Consider the following 16737-nt stretch of genomic DNA (forward strand, 5'->3'; position numbering starts at 1 on the left):
ATAATGAAGCTACGGTATTTTTCTAGCTCAATTCACAAGGAGAATACTATGTCAATTAAAAAAACCAAAAATGGAACTTATCGCTTACGAATCTATATTCCTGAAGAAGTCAAAACTTCTCTTGGAATTGATAAAAAAGTGATAGAAAAACGCTTCAAGTTAAGGAGTGAGGCTAAAAAATATGAACTCGAACTACAAAATAAAATAGATAAAATTCTAAGTGGCGATTCTACTTCACAACTTGAAAGAACTGGTTCTATACAATTCAAAGAGTTTTATCATCAAGTGTGGTGGGAATCCTACAAGGTAGGGCAGACAACCTCAACCTTAAAACCACCGTCACAAGCAACAATTGACGGAACAGAAATTGTCTTTAGAAAACATATCTTACCTATACTTGGAAATTATTCTATTGATTTTCTCAACCAGAACAAGCAAGTTGTTTTGAATCTATTAACCCAAAAAGCAGAAGAATATGCAAACTTCAAGGCCATTAGAAGCTATGTTAATTCTATCTTTGATTGGGCTGAAGAATTGGAATATATCGAAACCAACCGTATTTCTAAAACTATTAAACGTATCAAAGCTACTAAAAAAATTAAGTTACAAGAAGCCAAGAACGAGGAAGAATTATATCTTTCACAATCTGAACTCCAGGCTTGGTTTACTGCTTTTGAAGAAGATCTTAAGACAGATAAAATATCATTTAAAGATTATGTATTATTTTATACCACTTTCTTTCTAGGTGATAGAAAATCCGAAAGCTATGCCTTGCAGTGGAAACATATCAACACCAAGCAACAAGAAATTAAATTAGTTCAAGCTTTGGATAAGTACAAAAATGCAAAATCAACTAAAGGAAATAAAAAGACGACTTTCCACATTCCTAATGAATTATCAGAATTACTTAAAGTATGGAAAAAACAACAAAAAATTGAACTAGCAAAATTTGGTATTATCCAATCTGATGAACAATATGTCTTTACTTATATAGATATGAAAGGCAATGTAAATAGCCCCTTACACGCTGATTATCTCAATAATAAAATGAAATCAGTCAAACGCCGTCACAAGGAGCTGACACACGCTACACCTCACAAATTACGCCACACTGGAGCAACACTAGCTAAACAAGCAGGAACATCACTTGAAGCTATTTCAGAAGCTCTAACACATAGCGACACCATAACAACCAAGACCTATGTCAATACTTCAAATGTTGTTCCGATGGCTGTTGGGGAAATTGCTTATCGTAACCTAAAAAAATAATGGTGGCAATTTGGTGGCAATTTTGGTGGCAATTCTTCAAAAAATGCATCAAAAAACACCCCATGGTGGCAACCATGAAGTGTTGTAAATGCTGTATTGTAGCTGGTTCTTAACGTTTTGAGAATTGTGATGCTTTACGAGCTTTTTTAAGACCTGGTTTCTTACGTTCAACCATACGGGCATCACGAGTAAGGAGACCAGCGCGTTTGAGTGAATCGCGGAAGTCTGGATCTACTTGAAGAAGGGCACGAGAGATACCGTGACGGATAGCTCCTGCTTGACCAGCGTAACCACCACCGATAACGTTTACAAGAACGTCGTATTGACCAACAGTTGAAGTAACTGCAAATGGTTGGTTGATGACAAGGCGAAGGTCAGCGTGTGGGATGTACTCTTCAACATCTTTTTTGTTTACAGTGATTTTACCAGTTCCTGGAACAAGGCGAACGCGTGCAACAGCGTTTTTACGACGTCCAGTACCTGCATATTGTGCTTGTGACATAGCTTATTTGTTCCTTTCCTTAGATAAGTCCTGAAATATCAAGAACTTCTGGTTGTTGTGCAGCATGAGTGTGCTCAGCGCCTACAAATACTTTCAATTTCATACCTTGAGCACGGCCAAGAGTATTATGTGGAAGCATACCTTTAACTGATTTTTCGATCAAACGAACAGCGTTCTTAGAACGGAGTTCACCAGCAGTAATAGATTTCAATCCACCTGGGTACATTGAGTGAGTGTAGTAAACTTTATCAGTTGCCTTTTTACCAGTTAATTTTACTTTTTCAGCATTGATAACAATTACGAAGTCACCTGTATCAGTATGAGGTGTAAAAGTTGGTTTATTTTTTCCACGAAGCACGCTTGCTACAACAGCAGAAAGGCGTCCAAGAGGTACATCAGTAGCGTCTACTACGTACCATTTCCGTTCAACTTCACCTGGCTTAGCCATGTATGTTGTTTTGTTCATGATTTCTCCTATATGAATATCGTTTTTGTTTACAGAGCGGATGTTCCGGTCCGCAAGTTATTTGGAAGGTTCCGGGGCCTTACAAATGGGGTAAACAATACCGCCTACTATCATACCAAATTTTAGGGGTAAAAGTCAATATATTTGGTAAATTATTTATGAAAGAACGGTTTCATTCCGTTTAATCTTGATTTTCATGGGCAATACTAAATAATCCCAAAGTTCCAGGACCAGTATGGGTGGCAATAACGGGCCCTAATGGTAGGATTAAAACTTCATTAACCTGATCTGACAGAAGAAGTTGCTCTTTTAATACTTGAGCCACATCCTGACTGTTTGACCCTGCATAAGCAATTACCACACGTGGATCAGAAATACCTTCCAAAGTCATGCGCACTACTTCAGCATGAGCTTTTTTCTTGCCACGAACTTTAGCCACAGAATCTAGCCTACCATCTGCTTTAACGGCAATAATCGGCTTGATATTGACCAAATTCCCCATGAGAGCTGCCGTTTTTGAAATCCGTCCGCCTCGCATGAGATGGTTCAAATCATCCACGAGGAAATAAGTACGCACTTTTGGCAGTAAGGATTCTATCAAGGTTACTACCTGTTCTAAACTTTGCCCAGCAGTTTTTGCCTCTACCGCTTTCATCACTAAAAGACCTTCTCCCATAGATGCAGCCTTGGTATCTATCATTTGGATGACAGCTTCTGGAAAATCTTCTAAAACTATATCCCGTGCCATGACTGCACTCTGATAAGTTCCTGATAAAAGAGATGCAAAAGCAATATAAAGGACTGGCATGCCGATCTCAGCATAGTGACGAAAGATAGCTTCAAACTGACCAACATTGATTTGACTAGTTGTCGGCTGGCTACCGGCTTCCATTTTAGAAAGAAGCTGCTCACTCGTTAGTTTCTTATCTCCGACTGTTTCATACGTCTCTCCATCCAGCTGAATAGTCAGACCGAGAATTTGAACATCATTTTCTAAAGCCCAGCTTTCTGGAAGATCTGCTGTTGAATCCGTTAAAATCTTAAAAGTCATCTTTCTTTTTTCTCCATCATTTTCTATAAATTGCGTAAGGTTGGATTGTCCATAGGACATAAAGGTGGTTTTCCCATTTGAAGCTGTTGGCTCATTTGATTCAGATCCGACTTTGTAATAGCTATTTTCTTTTCTAGTTCACAAGCCGAAACACGCAAAGTTCCTTGGGCAAAGACAGTCCACTGCTCATTACCACAGATGATTGAGCTCGTGGTTTGCTACTTCATATCAATGCCATCATCTACCATTTCGTTCTCATCAATCAAAACGACTGTCACACTGAATAAGTTCTGATGAACACTAAGCATCTCTTGGAGCATTGAAGTCACAAATTCTTTCCAAATCTTAAAAATCAGCCTCATTCCTCAATTTATCAGGAAAAAATTTCGTTCTACACTCCGTTCGCTCTGGTTTAAAAATGGACCAGTTTCCTTTCAAAAGGCAGTCATCCGGCAAGCATAAACTAGTAAAATTTGTCTTTTCATAAGCGATTTCTAAACACTTCATACATGAGAATGGCTGCAGCCACACTAGCATTAAGGCTCTGCACATGTCCATTCATAGGAATGGTAATCATTTCATCTACATGCTTTTTAATATTAGCAGAAAGGCCTTTACCTTCGTTGCCGATAATCAGAGCGAGTTTGCCTGCTGTATTCCACTTAGTAGACGGAGTTCCATTCATATCCGTTCCAAAAATCCAAAAACCTGCATTTTTCAGCTTGTCCAAAGTTTGGCTGAGGTTGGTCACCCGAGCGATCGGAACGTGCTCTACGGCACCAGTAGAGGTCTTGGCAACAACTGGCGTGACACCAACTGCTCGATGCTTTGGAATAATGACACCTGTAACATTTGTCGCATCAGCCGTCCGTAAAATAGAGCCTAAATTATGCGGATCTGTTAGACCATCTAAAATGAGCAAGAGAGGATTGTTTTCCTGAGTTGCTATTTTCAACATCGCCTCAAAATCCATATAAGCAAATTCTGAAACACGCAAGACAAAACCTTGATGAACGGCACCATCTGTCATTTCTTGTAATGTTTTTTTGGTAGTCCAAGAAATGGAAACCTTTTTTTCTGCTGCCAAATCTTTCATCTTAGCAACATTTTTCCCACGTAGATCATCTTGAATATAGAGTTTATTTCCAGTATTGGCCATGAGAGCTTCCGTCACAGCATGTACACCGTAGACAATATCGTTATTTTCCATGACTTTAGTATAACATAAAATTTAAAATGCTTCTTCTTATTTATAAATCACTTTACTGTTAAATCCAAATTTTCTTCTACAAAAAACGCAGGAGTCTTGTATTAAAAACAAGGCATCCTGCATTCTCTTATTAATTATTCTAAAGGTATTGTAAATTAATAAACTGTCTTTTCTGTTTCTGGATCAAAGAAGTGTGCTTTGTTCAAGTCGAAACCAAGGTCAATACCTGCTCCAGCTTTGAGGTAATCACGAGCATCTACTTTAGCAATAAATTCATTGTCAGCCACTTGGCAATACAAATGAGATTCCGAACCAAGTAATTCGGATACAGAGATTTTAGCATGTACTACTGAATCTGGGAAGGTTTCAAGGAAAGCAGCTTCTGTATTGATGTCTTCTGGACGAATACCAAAAATGAGTTTCTTGCCTTCATAGCCTTTTTCACGAAGTACCTTCAAGGCACCTTCTGGTACTTTCAGAGAAAGGTCTTGTGCTACAATTTCATCACCTTTCAAAGTTACATTGATGAAGTTCATCGCTGGGCTTCCGATAAAGCCTGCAACAAATTTATTAACTGGGTTTTTGTAAACTTCTTGTGGGGTACCGATTTGTTCTATACGTCCAATTGTACCCGTTCCTGAAGGATTCTTTGTTGCAGACATGATAACGATACGATCAGCCAAAGTCATTGCTTCTGTTTGGTCATGGGTAACATAGATAGTGGTTGCCCCAATACGACGGTGGATTTTAGCAATTTCTGCCCGCATAGATACCCGCAATTTAGCATCCAAGTTAGAAAGCGGTTCATCCATAAGAAATACTTTTGCATCACGAACAATAGCACGTCCCATCGCTACACGTTGACGTTGCCCACCAGAAAGGTCTGCAGGTTTACGATCTAAAAATTCTTTCAAGCCAAGAATCTCTGCTGCTTCATTTACACGTTTTTCAATATCATCCTTGCTGTATTTACGAAGTTTCAAACCAAAAGCCATATTATCATGCACAGTCATGTGTGGATACAAAGCGTAGTTTTGGAAAACCATGGCAATGTCACGATCTTTTGGCGCAACATCATTGACCACGCGGCCATCAATTGAACATTCACCTTCCGTGATATCTTCAAGTCCAGCAATCATACGAAGTGTAGTAGATTTCCCACATCCTGAAGGACCAACGAAAACGATAAATTCCTTATCTTTTATATTCAAGTTGAAGTCTTCTACAGAGTAATGTTCGCTGTTTGGATATTTTTTGTAAATATTTTTTAAATTTAATTCTACCATAAAATAGAACTCCTTTGTTGTTATGATTTTATTCTATATGAAAACGCTTTATTTTTCTATGGCAATGTGAACAAATTTAAAAGAAAATGTCTTGTGCAGGGTGCACAAAACATTAGAATAAATCAGTTAAAATAACATGATAACATAGCGTCAAATCTGTTAGGTCTTTTAGCTGTAAACCCGTCAATTCTTCCCATTTATCGATGTGATATTGTAACGTGTTCCGATGAATATACAACTGCTGAGCAGCTTTTGTCACAACCGCTGTATTTTCCCACAAAGCGGCAATAATATCAACGAGCTGATCCTGACTTTCAATCAATTGATGAAGTTTCTTCGTTAAGATTGGCAATATGAAATCCTTTTGGCTAATCCCCCATAAAAAGAGTTGGGAAAAAGAATGGACATTAGAATGCTGAGCTTGTTCCCACCATTTAGCAAAAAGGGTATTCTCTGCTCGAAATAGCTCAGAGTAGCTTTCTTCAAACATTCTAGTCCAAATCTGTCCTATTTGAATTGTGAGAGCTAGGCTAAAGTCATATTCGATGGCTGATAAAGTATCATGAAGGACAGCTTTTACAGGGATAAGTTGCGTTTGATCTAGTACAAAGATATAATCCTGAGAAGACAGCTGAAAATCTGCTATTCTATTGGGCAGTATGGTCCGCATCATTTCTAACCAAGATCCGATTGTTTCATTTTCATAATGGAATAAATGACAATGAACAAATTGTATCTTTTGTACACTTTTTGGCAATTTGCCACGACTATGAACCAGATAATCGTACCAAGGTCCACCATCAAACGCTGACTCTTCTCCAGTCAGTAAAGAAACAAGCTGTTGTTCTCTTTCTGTCAAGCTACTCATTTTTAATAACAGCCATTGATTTTTTGATAAGGGAATTGCCACTTCATCTTCTTTTACGCTCGGATTGGATTGAAGTCTCCCTTGAGGAAACCATTCTAACAAATTACTTTTTATCATGATTTGTGCTCTCCACTCTGACAATGCACCAGTCAATTAACTCTTCTAAGCGCTCAATAGCTCCCGTCATATGTAGGTAGCCCATAATAGCCTCAAAGCCTGTAGACATGCGATAAGTAATGATATCGGCATTTTTAGCTTTTGTATGACTATTGGCATTGCGTCCACGCTTGTAGATTTCTTCTTCCTTTTCTGTCAGGATTCCCTCTTCTAGCATGAGAGAGATGAGATTGGCTTGCGCTTTAGCCGAAACATACTTGGTCGCTTCTCTATGCAGCTGGTTGGGCTTGGTTAAGCCTTGGAAAATTAAATGACGACGGATATAAGTTGAGTAGACAGCATCCCCTTCAAAAGCCAGAGCAATACCGTTTATGAGATTGACATCAATCACGAATCCACCTCACTCCATCCTTACCATCTAATAGCTTGATCCCTTGTGCTGCCAATTCATCACGGATCTTATCAGCTGTCGCAAAATCCTTGGCAGCACGCGCTGTTTGGCGCTCCTCAATCAAGCGTTCAATGTCCGCATCCAAGACTTCTTCTACAAAGACGATGCCAAAAACTTCTAAAAGCTTAGCAAAGGCTTCCTTGACTTCAGCGGTGTAGTTGCCAGAGTTGATCCACTTGGCTAGCTCGAAGACAACCGTGATGCCATTAGCTGCATTGAAATCTTCGTCCATAGCGGCAGTGAACTTATCCAGCAAGACTTGAAGCTGAGCTGAATCTGCCTGATCAGTGAAAGGCTGCTCATAGGTATTCTTCAAATATTTGAGATTAATCGCTGCATCATGGACAGCTTTTTCCGTGAAATTAATCGGCTTGCGATAATGCTGGGTAGCAAAGAAGAAACGCAGTACCTGACCGTCAATGGTCTTAAGAGCATCATGAACAGTGATAAAATTGCCTAGAGATTTGGACATCTTAACGTCGTCGATATTGACAAAGCCATTGTGCATCCAGTAGTTGGCAAAAGTCTGACCGGTCTTGGCCTCTGACTGGGCGATTTCATTGGTATGGTGAGGAAACTCTAAGTCTGCCCCACCACCGTGGATATCAATGGTATCGCCCAAAATCTCCGTTGACATGACCGAGCACTCGATGTGCCAGCCCGGACGACCGGCTCCCCAAGGGCTATCCCAGAAAATCTCGCCCGGTTTAGCCGCCTTCCAGAGGGCAAAGTCCACTGGATTTTCCTTGCGGTCGGTCTCCTCATCTGTCCGACCAGAAGCGCCTAACTCTAAGTCAGCCAAGGTTTTGTTAGCTAGTTTGGCATAATTGTGAGACTTTTCCACTCGGAAATAGACATCGCCTTCTGACTCATAGGCGTAGCCCTTATCCACCAAAGTCTGCACAAAGTCAATGATAGCCTCCATAAAGTCAATCACGCGCGGATGCTGAGTAGCTGGCTTAACACCTAGTTGCTCAACGTCAGCACGAAAAGCTGCGATATACTTATCGGCCACTTCTTTTGGTGTGATACCTTCTTCCTTGGCTCGATTGATAATCTTATCATCTACATCTGTAAAATTGGAAATATAATTGACCTCAAAGCCTCGATACTCAAAATAGCGACGAACCGTGTCAAAAGCTACTGTTGAGCGGGCATTACCGACATGGATATAGTTATAAACAGTCGGACCGCAGACATACATGCGAACCTTGTCCTCCTCAATGGGCACAAATTCACGTAGGCTGCGAGTCATAGTATCATAGATTTTGATCATATTTACGATGCTGAGAGTCCTTAGAAAGCAGATAAAATCAACTACAGAAACAGTCGTCTAGTGTCAAACTTTCTATTCCTACTCAGTTCCTTTCTAGTTCCTTTGCTATTGTCAAAGCGATCGTGAAAAAAGTCATGGCATCAACCTTCCGTTCGTTATGGCGGGCATCCCAGGTTCGGTTATGATGATCCACATAGTCAGCTGTGTAGAAGAACTGATAGACTTTGGTCTTGCGAAATTGGCTCCAAGCCATGATAGCCGAAGCTTCCATATCCACCACTTGGGCTCCAGCAGCTAAGCGACGCTTGACCTTATCAGGCGTTTCCCGATAAAAGGCATCAGTCGTCCAAGACTTGGCGCGGATATGCTCAATATCGTGCTTGTCAAAGATAGCTTCCAGCTGAATCAACAGGGGCTCGTCATAAGCGATTTCATCACCCGGTGGGGCATAGTGATAGCTAGTGCCTTCATCTCGCAAAGCAGCAGCAGGCAGGATAATCTTGTCCGCCTCAATCGAGCGATCCAAAACGCCACAAGATCCTAGAATGATGAAATTCTTGAAACCTCTGGCTGCCAATTCCTCCAATTGACCAATCATTGATGGAGCTCCAATAAGCGCTGTCATGACCGCAACTTGATTTCCATCACATTTATATATATACCAAAGAAATTGACCGTTCAGATTTTTTAAACAGCCTCCTGGATAAACTTCTTCTGACTCAATCAAACGTTTCAAAATTTCTCCGTTAAAAGACAAGATGATAGTTTTACAAATCTCTCCCTTAGCAATAACCTGCCTGTCTGTTGGTTCAATAACCCCAGCTACATCTTCAAATTCCTCTAATAGCACGCTATATACACTTTCTTTTGAGCCTACATTCAACCATTTCTCACTACAATTTAGATGAGTAATAACTTTCTTCGCGGATTTCTTCTAAATTCTTGATAGTTGGAGTATCTTTTTGACCATGCACACGGACGATTTTAGCCGGTATACCAACAACTGTCACATCACTTGGTACATCTGCCACCACTACTGCACCCGCTCCTACCCTGGCATTTTCACCGATTTCAATCGGACCAATGAGCTGCGCATGAGCGGAAATGAGTGCGCCTTGGCGAACCGTTGGGTGACGTTTCCCAGCATCTTTGCCAGTTCCTCCAAGAGTAACACCATGATAAAGCATCACTCCTTTTTCCACAACAGCCGTCTCACCAATCACTAAGCCACTCCCGTGATCAATGAAAACACCCGAAGCAATCTTTGCTCCCGGATGAATCTCAATCTGGGTCCAAAAACGCCAAAATTGACTATGCATCCGAGCTAAGAGTTTACAACCATGATTCCAAAGAAAGTGAGAAATCCGATGAGCTGCTAAAGCCTTAATACCAGGATAAGTCAACAGCACCTCGAGCAAGGAGCGAGCTGCTGGATCATTTTCTTTTACAATCGCTATTGTCTCTTTCCACCAACCCATGATGACTCCTTTCTAGCTTTAGACTGAAAGTAAACACTTAGCTACCTTTCTAGTCTTGTGCCTTTTCTTCTCGAACAACTTTATGCTCTTTATGTGTTTTATGATGATGTTTTTTCTCCTTATCCTCTTTAGGAGGGCGCGGAAGCAATGCTTTCATAGAAGCATCCACACGACCTTTTTCATCAATCTTGATGATTTTGACATCTACTTCATCACCAAGTTGTACCAAATCTTCAACCTTATTAGTACGCGTCCAAGCCATTTCAGAGATATGCACTAAGGCATCTGTCTTGTCAAATAGATTGACAAAAGCACCGAATTTCTCAATTCGAACCACTTTGGCATGATACACTTCATCTACTTTTGCTTCACGCACAAGTGCTATAATGATTTCCTTAGCACGATTAATCGCATCTTGATCGCTAGAGTAAATAGAAACATTTCCTTCCTCGTCTATATCAATCTTGACACCTGTTTCTGCGATAATCTTGTCAATCGTTTCACCGCCCTTACCAATGACAATCTTAATCTTATCAACATCAATCTTAATGGTGTCAATCTTCGGAGCAGTTGGAGCGAGTTCTGTGCGGGGAGCTGGAATCGTACGTTCAATCAAATCTAAAATTTCAAAACGTGCTTTTTTAGCTTGAGCCAATGCTTCTTGCAAGATTTCAGCAGTAATTCCTTCAATCTTGATATCCATTTGAAGAGCAGTAATTCCTTCACGTGTACCAGCCACCTTGAAATCCATATCTCCGAAATGATCTTCTAAGCCTTGAATATCTGTTAAAATCGTGTAGTTGCTACCATCTGAAATGAGCCCCATGGCGATCCCAGCTACAGGTGCTTTAATTGGTACCCCACCGGCCATAAGAGCAAGTGTCCCAGCACAAATCGAGGCTTGTGAAGATGAACCATTTGACTCAAGAACTTCTGCTACCAAACGGATCGCATAAGGAAAATCTTCTAGGCTAGGAAGTACTTGCGCTAGTGCACGTTCACCAAGAGCTCCATGACCGATTTCACGGCGTCCAGGTGCACCATAACGTCCCGTTTCTCCTACGGAATATTGTGGGAAATTATAGTGGTGCATAAAGCGTTTCTTGTATTCTGGATCCAAGCCATCAACGATTTGTGTTTCGCCCATCGGTGCCAATGTCAAGACAGACAAAGCCTGAGTTTGTCCACGAGTAAAGAGACCAGAGCCATGCACGCGTGGCAGGTAGTCGATTTCAGCATCTAGTGGACGAATTTCATCTACTTTTCGACCATCTGGACGAATCTTGTCCTCAGTAATTAAACGCCGTACTTCTGCATGCTCCATTTGCTCTAAAATTTCAGCCACATCACGCATGATGCGGTCAAATTCTTCGTGGTCAGCATATTTTTCTTCGTAAAGGGCTATTACTTCGTCTTTGACTGCTTGCGTTGCGGCTTCACGAGCTAATTTTTCTTCTACCTGAACGGCTTTTTGAAGATCAGCATTATAGCCGGCTACAATTTCTGTTTGCAATTCTTCATCAACACGAAGAAGCTCAACTTCTGCTTTTTCTTTTCCAACTACTGCCACGATTTCTTCTTGGAAAGCAATCAATTCCTTCACTGCTTCATGACCTTTCAAAAGGGCTTCCAGCATCACTTCTTCTGATAATTCTTTGGCACCAGATTCCACCATGTTAATCGCTTCTTTAGTTCCTGCAACGGTTAATTCCAATAACGAAGCTTCTTTTTGTTCTTGACTTGGATTGATGACCAATTCTCCATTGACATAGCCAACTTGCACACCAGCAATTGGACCATTAAAAGGAATATCTGAGATTGATAACGCAAGAGATGAACCAAACATAGCTGCCATAGGTGCTGAAGCATCCGCATCATAAGAAAGAACGGTATTGATAACCTGAACTTCATTGCGGAAACCTTCCGCAAACATGGGACGAATGGGACGGTCGATTAAGCGAGCGGTCAAAGTCGCGTCCGTCGAAGGGCGTCCTTCGCGCTTGTTAAAGCCACCAGGGTATTTCCCAGCTGCGTACATCTTTTCTTCATAATTGACTTGAAGCGGGAAGAAATCGCCAGTCGCCATTTTCTTTGACATAACGGCTGCTGTCAGAACGGTACTTTCACCATAGCGCACCACTACGCTACCATTCGCTTGCTTCGCCACTTGTCCAGTTTCAACCACTAATTCTTTGCCAGCAAAAGTGGTTTTAAATATTTGTTTTACCATAATTATTCCTCTTTGAGTCTATGCTCAATTTCTAATTTTTTATACGTCTTGCCTACAAAGATCAAGATAGATTTAGGATATTAAAAATGAATCCTGAGTTCCACTCCAAAAATTTCTGATTGCATAATTAAGCACAAGCTTTGTTTCAATAAAATAACTCATTATCCTGTTCAACACACCTTTTTCCATAGCCACGACTGTTGATAGAAAGTTTAAGTGTTTTTTATACTTTGTCTATCCTCATCTTTGTATCAAGCACGTATAAACTTTATTTTATCATATTTTACACCAAAAGAAAAAGCCTTAAAATAGCTTTTTAGCAAGAATTTTTGAAATGTTATCTATTATTCTTATTTTTTGCTATACTAGAAAGAAAGCTAGTAACAAGGAGAATAGATATGGTTGAACAAAAACAACGTTCTGAGTTTCCAGAAAAGGAACTGTGGGACTTAACAGCTCTCTATCAAGACCGTGAAGATTTCCTACGGGCGATTGAAAAAACTCGTGAAGACATTAACCAGTTCATACAGGATTATAAGGACAACCTTCATACTTTTGAGGATTTTGAAAAGGCCTTTGCTGAATTGGAACAAATCTATATTCAAAGAAGTCATATCGGCAACTACAGTTTTATGCCACAAACAACGGACTACGGTGATGAAAACTTTGCACAGATTGCGCAAGCTGGTACAGATTTCGAAACAGAAGCTAGCGTTGCTCTCAGCTTCTTTGATGCAGCCTTGGTCAATGCTGACGAAGAAATTCTTAATCGTCTCGAACAACTACCACATTTGACTGCCGCAATTCGCCAAGCTAAAATCAAAAAAGCCCACTATCTGGGAGCGGATATTGAAAAAGCCTTGACCAATCTAGGTGAAGTCTTTTACAGTCCACAGGATATTTACACTAAGATGCGGGCTGGCGACTTTGCCATGGCTGACTTCGAAGTAAACGGCAAAGTTTATAAAAACAGCTTTGTCACCTATGAGAATTTCTATCAAAACCACGAAAATGCTCAAATCCGTGAAAAAGCTTTCCGCTCTTTCTCAGAAGGCCTTCGTCAGCACCAAAATGCTGCTGCTGCTGCCTATCTGGCTCAGGTCAAATCTGAAAAGCTTCTAGCAGATATGAAAGGCTATGACTCTGTCTTTGACTATCTTTTGGCTGAGCAAGAGGTAGATCGCTCTATGTTCGATCGGCAAATTGACCTCATCATGACTGAATTTGCACCTGTTGCACAAAAGTTCCTCAAGCACGTTGCTAAGATCAACGGCCTCGAAAAAATGACCTTTGCAGATTGGAAGCTGGACTTGGACAGTGCACTCAATCCTGATGTCACTATTGAGGACGCTTATGACTTAGTGATGAAATCCGTTGCTCCACTCGGAGAAGAATATACACGCGAAATTGCCAATTACCAAAAAGAGCGCTGGGTGGATTTTGCAGCGAATGCTGGCAAGGACTCTGGCGGCTATGCCACTGATCCTTATCGCGTGCATCCTTATGTTCTTATGAGCTGGACAGGCCGTATGAGTGATGTGTATACTCTGATTCATGAAATTGGTCACTCTGGTCAGTTCATCTTCTCTGACAATAGTCAAAGCTATTTCAATACCCACATGTCGACCTATTACGTAGAAGCTCCTTCTACCTTCAACGAACTCTTACTTAGCGACTATTTGGAACATCAATTTGACAATCCACGTCAAAAGCGATTTGCACTCGCTCACCGTCTAACGGACACTTACTTCCATAACTTTATCACCCATCTCTTGGAAGCAGCCTTCCAACGCCGGGTTTATAATCTCGTTGAAGCAGGCGAAACTTTTGGAGCAACGAAGCTTAACAGTATTATGAAAGAAGTTCTGACCGAGTTTTGGGGGGATGCAGTCGAAATCGACGATGATGCTGCGCTCACTTGGATGCGGCAAAGTCACTATTATATGGGGCTATACAGCTATACCTACTCTGCTGGACTTGTCATCTCTACTACCGGCTATCTTCATTTGAAAAATGACAAAAATGGAGCTCACGATTGGCTCACCTTCCTCAAATCTGGTGGAAGTAAAACGCCACTTGAGACTGCTCGTATCATCGGAGCCGACATTTCCACAGACAAACCACTCCGCGACACAATTCAGTTCTTGTCTGATACAGTTGATCAGATTATTACCTACAGCGAGGAATTAGGAGAATAGATTATCTACACAGCTTCAGATTTCAATTTGAAGCTGTTTTATATGAATTGATTTAAAACAAAATTTTTAAGTTTGTGGTAATTTGAAAAATTTCACTTCCTAGTTATTGAAAGCGATAACAAGTTGTGATATGATATTTTCGAAAACCAATTTATGTGAGGGAAATATGAAAAAGTGGAAAAATAATTCTAGGCTCAACATCGTTCTTGCTATCATGAGTGTTGTTCTAATCATCTTATTGGCTCCAATTACAATGCCATTAATGTTTCTAGGTGGTGTTTTTGGTATTTGGTATTTCGCAAAGCGAAATCCAAGTGTTTTCAAAAGAAATATAGCAATTGCTGCAGCGATAATAGGAATACTAGGAAGCTATACAGTAAGTAAATTCAATATTGAATCCTCTGAAAGCCAACAAAGTCAAACCCAAGTAGTGCCATCTACATCTAGAACTTCATCTTCAAACTCTTCAAAAGCAAGCAGTTCCTCCTCAAACTCCGATTCTAGTAGAGAAAAAGAAGAAAAACTCGAAAAAGAAAAGAAAGAGAAGAAAGCGGAGGAAGAGCGAAAACAAAAAGAGGCGGCAGAGAGAAAAGCTAAAGAAGAACAGGCTCAAAAAGAAGCTCAAATTCAGCGCATCACCCAGCAAGGTGAACAGGCTGTTAAACAACTTGAGGATAATCAAGTAGCCGAGAACATTGCTCCAGCTCAAGCTGCCGTTGAGCAAATTACCGATCCAAATAAAAAAGGAGCTCTTCAACATCGAATTAATCTTGTACAAAATGCAATTCAGCAACGAGCTGAGCAAGCTCGACAAGAGGCAGAGAGACAAGCAGCATCTCAACAACAAGAGGCTATAGCTGCTAGTGGCTATTTTAGAGATAAGAGGGGCAGATGGCATCGCCCAAATGGTCAATATGCTTCAAAGAAGGAAATTGCAGAAGCGGGATTGCCTTGGTAAAATACATCCCTACAATATATTAAAAAGAGAAATGAGATCTTGTAACAAGGGACATTGTTTTCCATCATGATTCCCATCAAACAGGTAGTTTACAAGCACACATGATTGGAGACTGGGACGAGAAAGTTTCTAGCTTCAAAGGAGACCGTTTAATAAATTAACGATGCTACAGCTGACCACTCTAATAGTCTACTGGATTATTGGATGTCGGAAATAAAACATCCGTAAGGATGTGTCAAAAACACGACTTTGAATTGGTGGATTTTGCAAAGCAAGTCCTCAAGTCTATTGCTTTTCAAGCTCGGAAGAGCGCCTAATCATCCTCGTAGGAGTAAGACAACGGACTAGATTTTTTTCAAAATGGGTTCTGTCTCACTCCCTTTTATTTTGTATAAGATAAACTATATACCTTTTTACGTCATATTTTCCCCTTTCGCTTTATCGTAATCCTGAATATCTTTATTGTATCGCATTTGGAGTTTTTGGATATAACCAACATTGCGCACTCGCATAGCAAGTGGTTTAACCTTACGGAGCGAGACGGATTAAAAAGTCACAAAATAAAAACTCTCTGAAATCAGAGAGCTAATTTGAACTTGGGCTAAAATCCATACAAAACAAAAAGGCTACCCAATTTAGAGTAGCCTCATTTTCAAGATATGCTCAATTGAACACGGCCTAAGCATGCTGATAAAAACAAAAAGCCCTCTGAAGTCAGAGAGCTGATTTGAGCTCGGGCTAAAATCCTAGTGAAAAAGATGAAACTCCTTGTGTTCATCGAACACTATATCGTTTCCCTATTTCATACGGATTTTTGGCGCCCTTAGCATCATGATTCTTGCTGGATAAAACGTTTATAGACAAGCCGAAGATTGTACAAAAATTTTAGTGAAACAAAAAAATCTCCCCGAAGGGAGAAGATCTGGTTTATTTTACCTTACAGTGCTAGGAACCGTAACCGAAGATTATACTTGAGTATATCGAGGTAAGGTGACAACGCAATGTAAGTGGAAAATAAAGCAGATTAACGACGAAGTCCAAGAGAGTTGATTAACTCACGGTAACGGTTAACGTCGTTCTTACGCAAGTATGCAAGAAGGTTACGACGGCGACCGATTTTTTTCATCAAACCACGGTAAGTAGCGTGGTCTTTTTTGTGTTGTTTGATGTGTTCGTTAAGGTGGTTGATTTCCCAAGTAAGGACAGCTACTTGTACCTCTACTGAACCAGTGTCACCTTCGTGACGTGCATATTGTGCAATGATTTCATTTTTTTTCTCTTTTGAGATTGCCATGATAAGCTCCTTTTCTTTACGCTTCATCCGAGTGACAGGTTTGGCATGGCCTGCAACCAAGAAGAAGTTATTTGTCTCCACGA

The 16737-nt window shown here is 40.5% G+C and carries 16 protein-coding genes; 3 read left to right on the forward strand and 13 right to left on the reverse strand.

What is annotated here, in order from left to right; translation table 11 throughout:
- Positions 1-48: 48 nt before the first annotated feature.
- Positions 49-1269 (forward strand): site-specific integrase, encoded by a 1221-nt coding sequence (locus HMPREF1514_RS06115; RefSeq protein WP_037598029.1) that lies wholly within the window; start codon positions 49-51, stop codon positions 1267-1269.
- A 109-nt stretch (positions 1270-1378) separates the two neighbouring features.
- Here the strand turns inward: HMPREF1514_RS06115 and rpsI are convergent, their stop codons facing one another.
- The 12 genes from rpsI to pnp all read right to left on the reverse strand — a co-directional run bounded on the left by rpsI (position 1379) and on the right by pnp (position 12204).
- Positions 1379-1771, reverse strand: a complete 393-nt coding sequence (gene rpsI, locus HMPREF1514_RS06120) for a 30S ribosomal protein S9 (RefSeq protein WP_003026228.1) — start codon at positions 1769-1771, stop codon at positions 1379-1381.
- A gap of 19 nt (positions 1772-1790) precedes the next feature.
- A complete protein-coding gene (rplM, locus tag HMPREF1514_RS06125) occupies positions 1791-2237 on the reverse strand; it encodes a 50S ribosomal protein L13 (RefSeq protein ID WP_003026230.1) in 447 nt (148 codons plus the stop codon).
- Between the two features lie 181 nt (positions 2238-2418).
- On the reverse strand, positions 2419-3288 hold the full coding sequence (locus HMPREF1514_RS06130; protein ID WP_037598210.1) for a DegV family protein: 870 nt from the start codon (positions 3286-3288) through the stop codon (positions 2419-2421).
- Positions 3289-3506: 218 nt separating this feature from the next.
- Positions 3507-3650, reverse strand: a complete 144-nt coding sequence (locus HMPREF1514_RS09690; RefSeq protein ID WP_156921874.1) for a hypothetical protein — start codon at positions 3648-3650, stop codon at positions 3507-3509.
- 119 nt (positions 3651-3769) lie between these two features.
- Positions 3770-4498: a 23S rRNA (guanosine(2251)-2'-O)-methyltransferase RlmB gene (gene rlmB / locus HMPREF1514_RS06135; RefSeq protein ID WP_037598031.1), complete on the reverse strand. Its 729-nt coding sequence runs from the start codon at positions 4496-4498 to the stop codon at positions 3770-3772.
- Positions 4499-4653: 155 nt separating this feature from the next.
- Positions 4654-5784, reverse strand: coding sequence for an ABC transporter ATP-binding protein (locus HMPREF1514_RS06140; RefSeq protein ID WP_003035146.1), 1131 nt, complete (start codon positions 5782-5784; stop codon positions 4654-4656).
- Between the two features lie 112 nt (positions 5785-5896).
- Positions 5897-6769, reverse strand: coding sequence for a helix-turn-helix domain-containing protein (locus tag HMPREF1514_RS06145; RefSeq protein WP_037598034.1), 873 nt, complete (start codon positions 6767-6769; stop codon positions 5897-5899).
- Positions 6756-7160, reverse strand: a complete 405-nt coding sequence (locus HMPREF1514_RS06150) for a Mini-ribonuclease 3 (RefSeq protein ID WP_037598038.1) — start codon at positions 7158-7160, stop codon at positions 6756-6758. The genes HMPREF1514_RS06145 and HMPREF1514_RS06150 overlap by 14 nt, the downstream gene beginning before the upstream one ends.
- Complete coding sequence (gene cysS, locus HMPREF1514_RS06155) at positions 7153-8496, reverse strand: cysteine--tRNA ligase (RefSeq protein ID WP_037598040.1); 1344 nt, start codon at positions 8494-8496, stop codon at positions 7153-7155. The genes HMPREF1514_RS06150 and cysS overlap by 8 nt, the downstream gene beginning before the upstream one ends.
- Positions 8497-8578: 82 nt before the next feature.
- Positions 8579-9346: a nucleoside phosphorylase gene (locus tag HMPREF1514_RS06160; RefSeq protein ID WP_037598211.1), complete on the reverse strand. Its 768-nt coding sequence runs from the start codon at positions 9344-9346 to the stop codon at positions 8579-8581.
- Positions 9347-9389: 43 nt separating this feature from the next.
- Positions 9390-9974: a serine O-acetyltransferase gene (gene cysE, locus HMPREF1514_RS06165; RefSeq protein WP_003070672.1), complete on the reverse strand. Its 585-nt coding sequence runs from the start codon at positions 9972-9974 to the stop codon at positions 9390-9392.
- 49 nt (positions 9975-10023) lie between these two features.
- A complete protein-coding gene (gene pnp / locus HMPREF1514_RS06170) occupies positions 10024-12204 on the reverse strand; it encodes a polyribonucleotide nucleotidyltransferase (RefSeq protein WP_037598042.1) in 2181 nt (726 codons plus the stop codon).
- A 398-nt stretch (positions 12205-12602) separates the two neighbouring features.
- On the opposite strand from pnp, the gene pepF reads away from it, so the two are divergent.
- Together pepF and HMPREF1514_RS06180 are read left to right on the forward strand one after the other, a co-directional pair.
- Positions 12603-14402 (forward strand): oligoendopeptidase F, encoded by a 1800-nt coding sequence (gene pepF, locus HMPREF1514_RS06175; protein ID WP_037598044.1) that lies wholly within the window; start codon positions 12603-12605, stop codon positions 14400-14402.
- Between the two features lie 166 nt (positions 14403-14568).
- Complete coding sequence (locus tag HMPREF1514_RS06180; protein ID WP_037598045.1) at positions 14569-15360, forward strand: mitofilin family membrane protein; 792 nt, start codon at positions 14569-14571, stop codon at positions 15358-15360.
- Between the two features lie 1024 nt (positions 15361-16384).
- Here the strand turns inward: HMPREF1514_RS06180 and rpsO are convergent.
- Positions 16385-16654, reverse strand: coding sequence for a 30S ribosomal protein S15 (rpsO, locus tag HMPREF1514_RS06185; protein WP_001018251.1), 270 nt, complete (start codon positions 16652-16654; stop codon positions 16385-16387).
- Positions 16655-16737: the final 83 nt, after the last annotated feature.

It is taken from the genome of Streptococcus sp. AS20, assembly GCF_000524255.1.
In the GTDB taxonomy this organism is placed as follows: domain Bacteria; phylum Bacillota; class Bacilli; order Lactobacillales; family Streptococcaceae; genus Streptococcus; species Streptococcus constellatus.

Excerpts from the sequence above, each read along its gene's own strand:
- HMPREF1514_RS06140 (WP_003035146.1), bottom strand. The coding sequence starts at position 5,784 with ATGGTAGAATTAAATTTAAAAAATATTTACAAAAAATATCCAAACAGC.
- HMPREF1514_RS06115 (WP_037598029.1), top strand. The coding sequence starts at position 49 with ATGTCAATTAAAAAAACCAAAAATGGAACTTATCGCTTACGAATCTAT.
- rplM (WP_003026230.1), bottom strand. The coding sequence starts at position 2,237 with ATGAACAAAACAACATACATGGCTAAGCCAGGTGAAGTTGAACGGAAA.
- HMPREF1514_RS09690 (WP_156921874.1), bottom strand. The coding sequence starts at position 3,650 with ATGAGGCTGATTTTTAAGATTTGGAAAGAATTTGTGACTTCAATGCTC.
- cysE (WP_003070672.1), bottom strand. The coding sequence starts at position 9,974 with ATGGGTTGGTGGAAAGAGACAATAGCGATTGTAAAAGAAAATGATCCA.
- pnp (WP_037598042.1), bottom strand. The coding sequence starts at position 12,204 with ATGGTAAAACAAATATTTAAAACCACTTTTGCTGGCAAAGAATTAGTG.
- cysS (WP_037598040.1), bottom strand. The coding sequence starts at position 8,496 with ATGATCAAAATCTATGATACTATGACTCGCAGCCTACGTGAATTTGTG.
- pepF (WP_037598044.1), top strand. The coding sequence starts at position 12,603 with ATGGTTGAACAAAAACAACGTTCTGAGTTTCCAGAAAAGGAACTGTGG.
- rlmB (WP_037598031.1), bottom strand. The coding sequence starts at position 4,498 with ATGGAAAATAACGATATTGTCTACGGTGTACATGCTGTGACGGAAGCT.
- rpsO (WP_001018251.1), bottom strand. The coding sequence starts at position 16,654 with ATGGCAATCTCAAAAGAGAAAAAAAATGAAATCATTGCACAATATGCA.
- HMPREF1514_RS06130 (WP_037598210.1), bottom strand. The coding sequence starts at position 3,288 with ATGACTTTTAAGATTTTAACGGATTCAACAGCAGATCTTCCAGAAAGC.
- rpsI (WP_003026228.1), bottom strand. The coding sequence starts at position 1,771 with ATGTCACAAGCACAATATGCAGGTACTGGACGTCGTAAAAACGCTGTT.
- HMPREF1514_RS06180 (WP_037598045.1), top strand. The coding sequence starts at position 14,569 with ATGAAAAAGTGGAAAAATAATTCTAGGCTCAACATCGTTCTTGCTATC.
- HMPREF1514_RS06145 (WP_037598034.1), bottom strand. The coding sequence starts at position 6,769 with ATGATAAAAAGTAATTTGTTAGAATGGTTTCCTCAAGGGAGACTTCAA.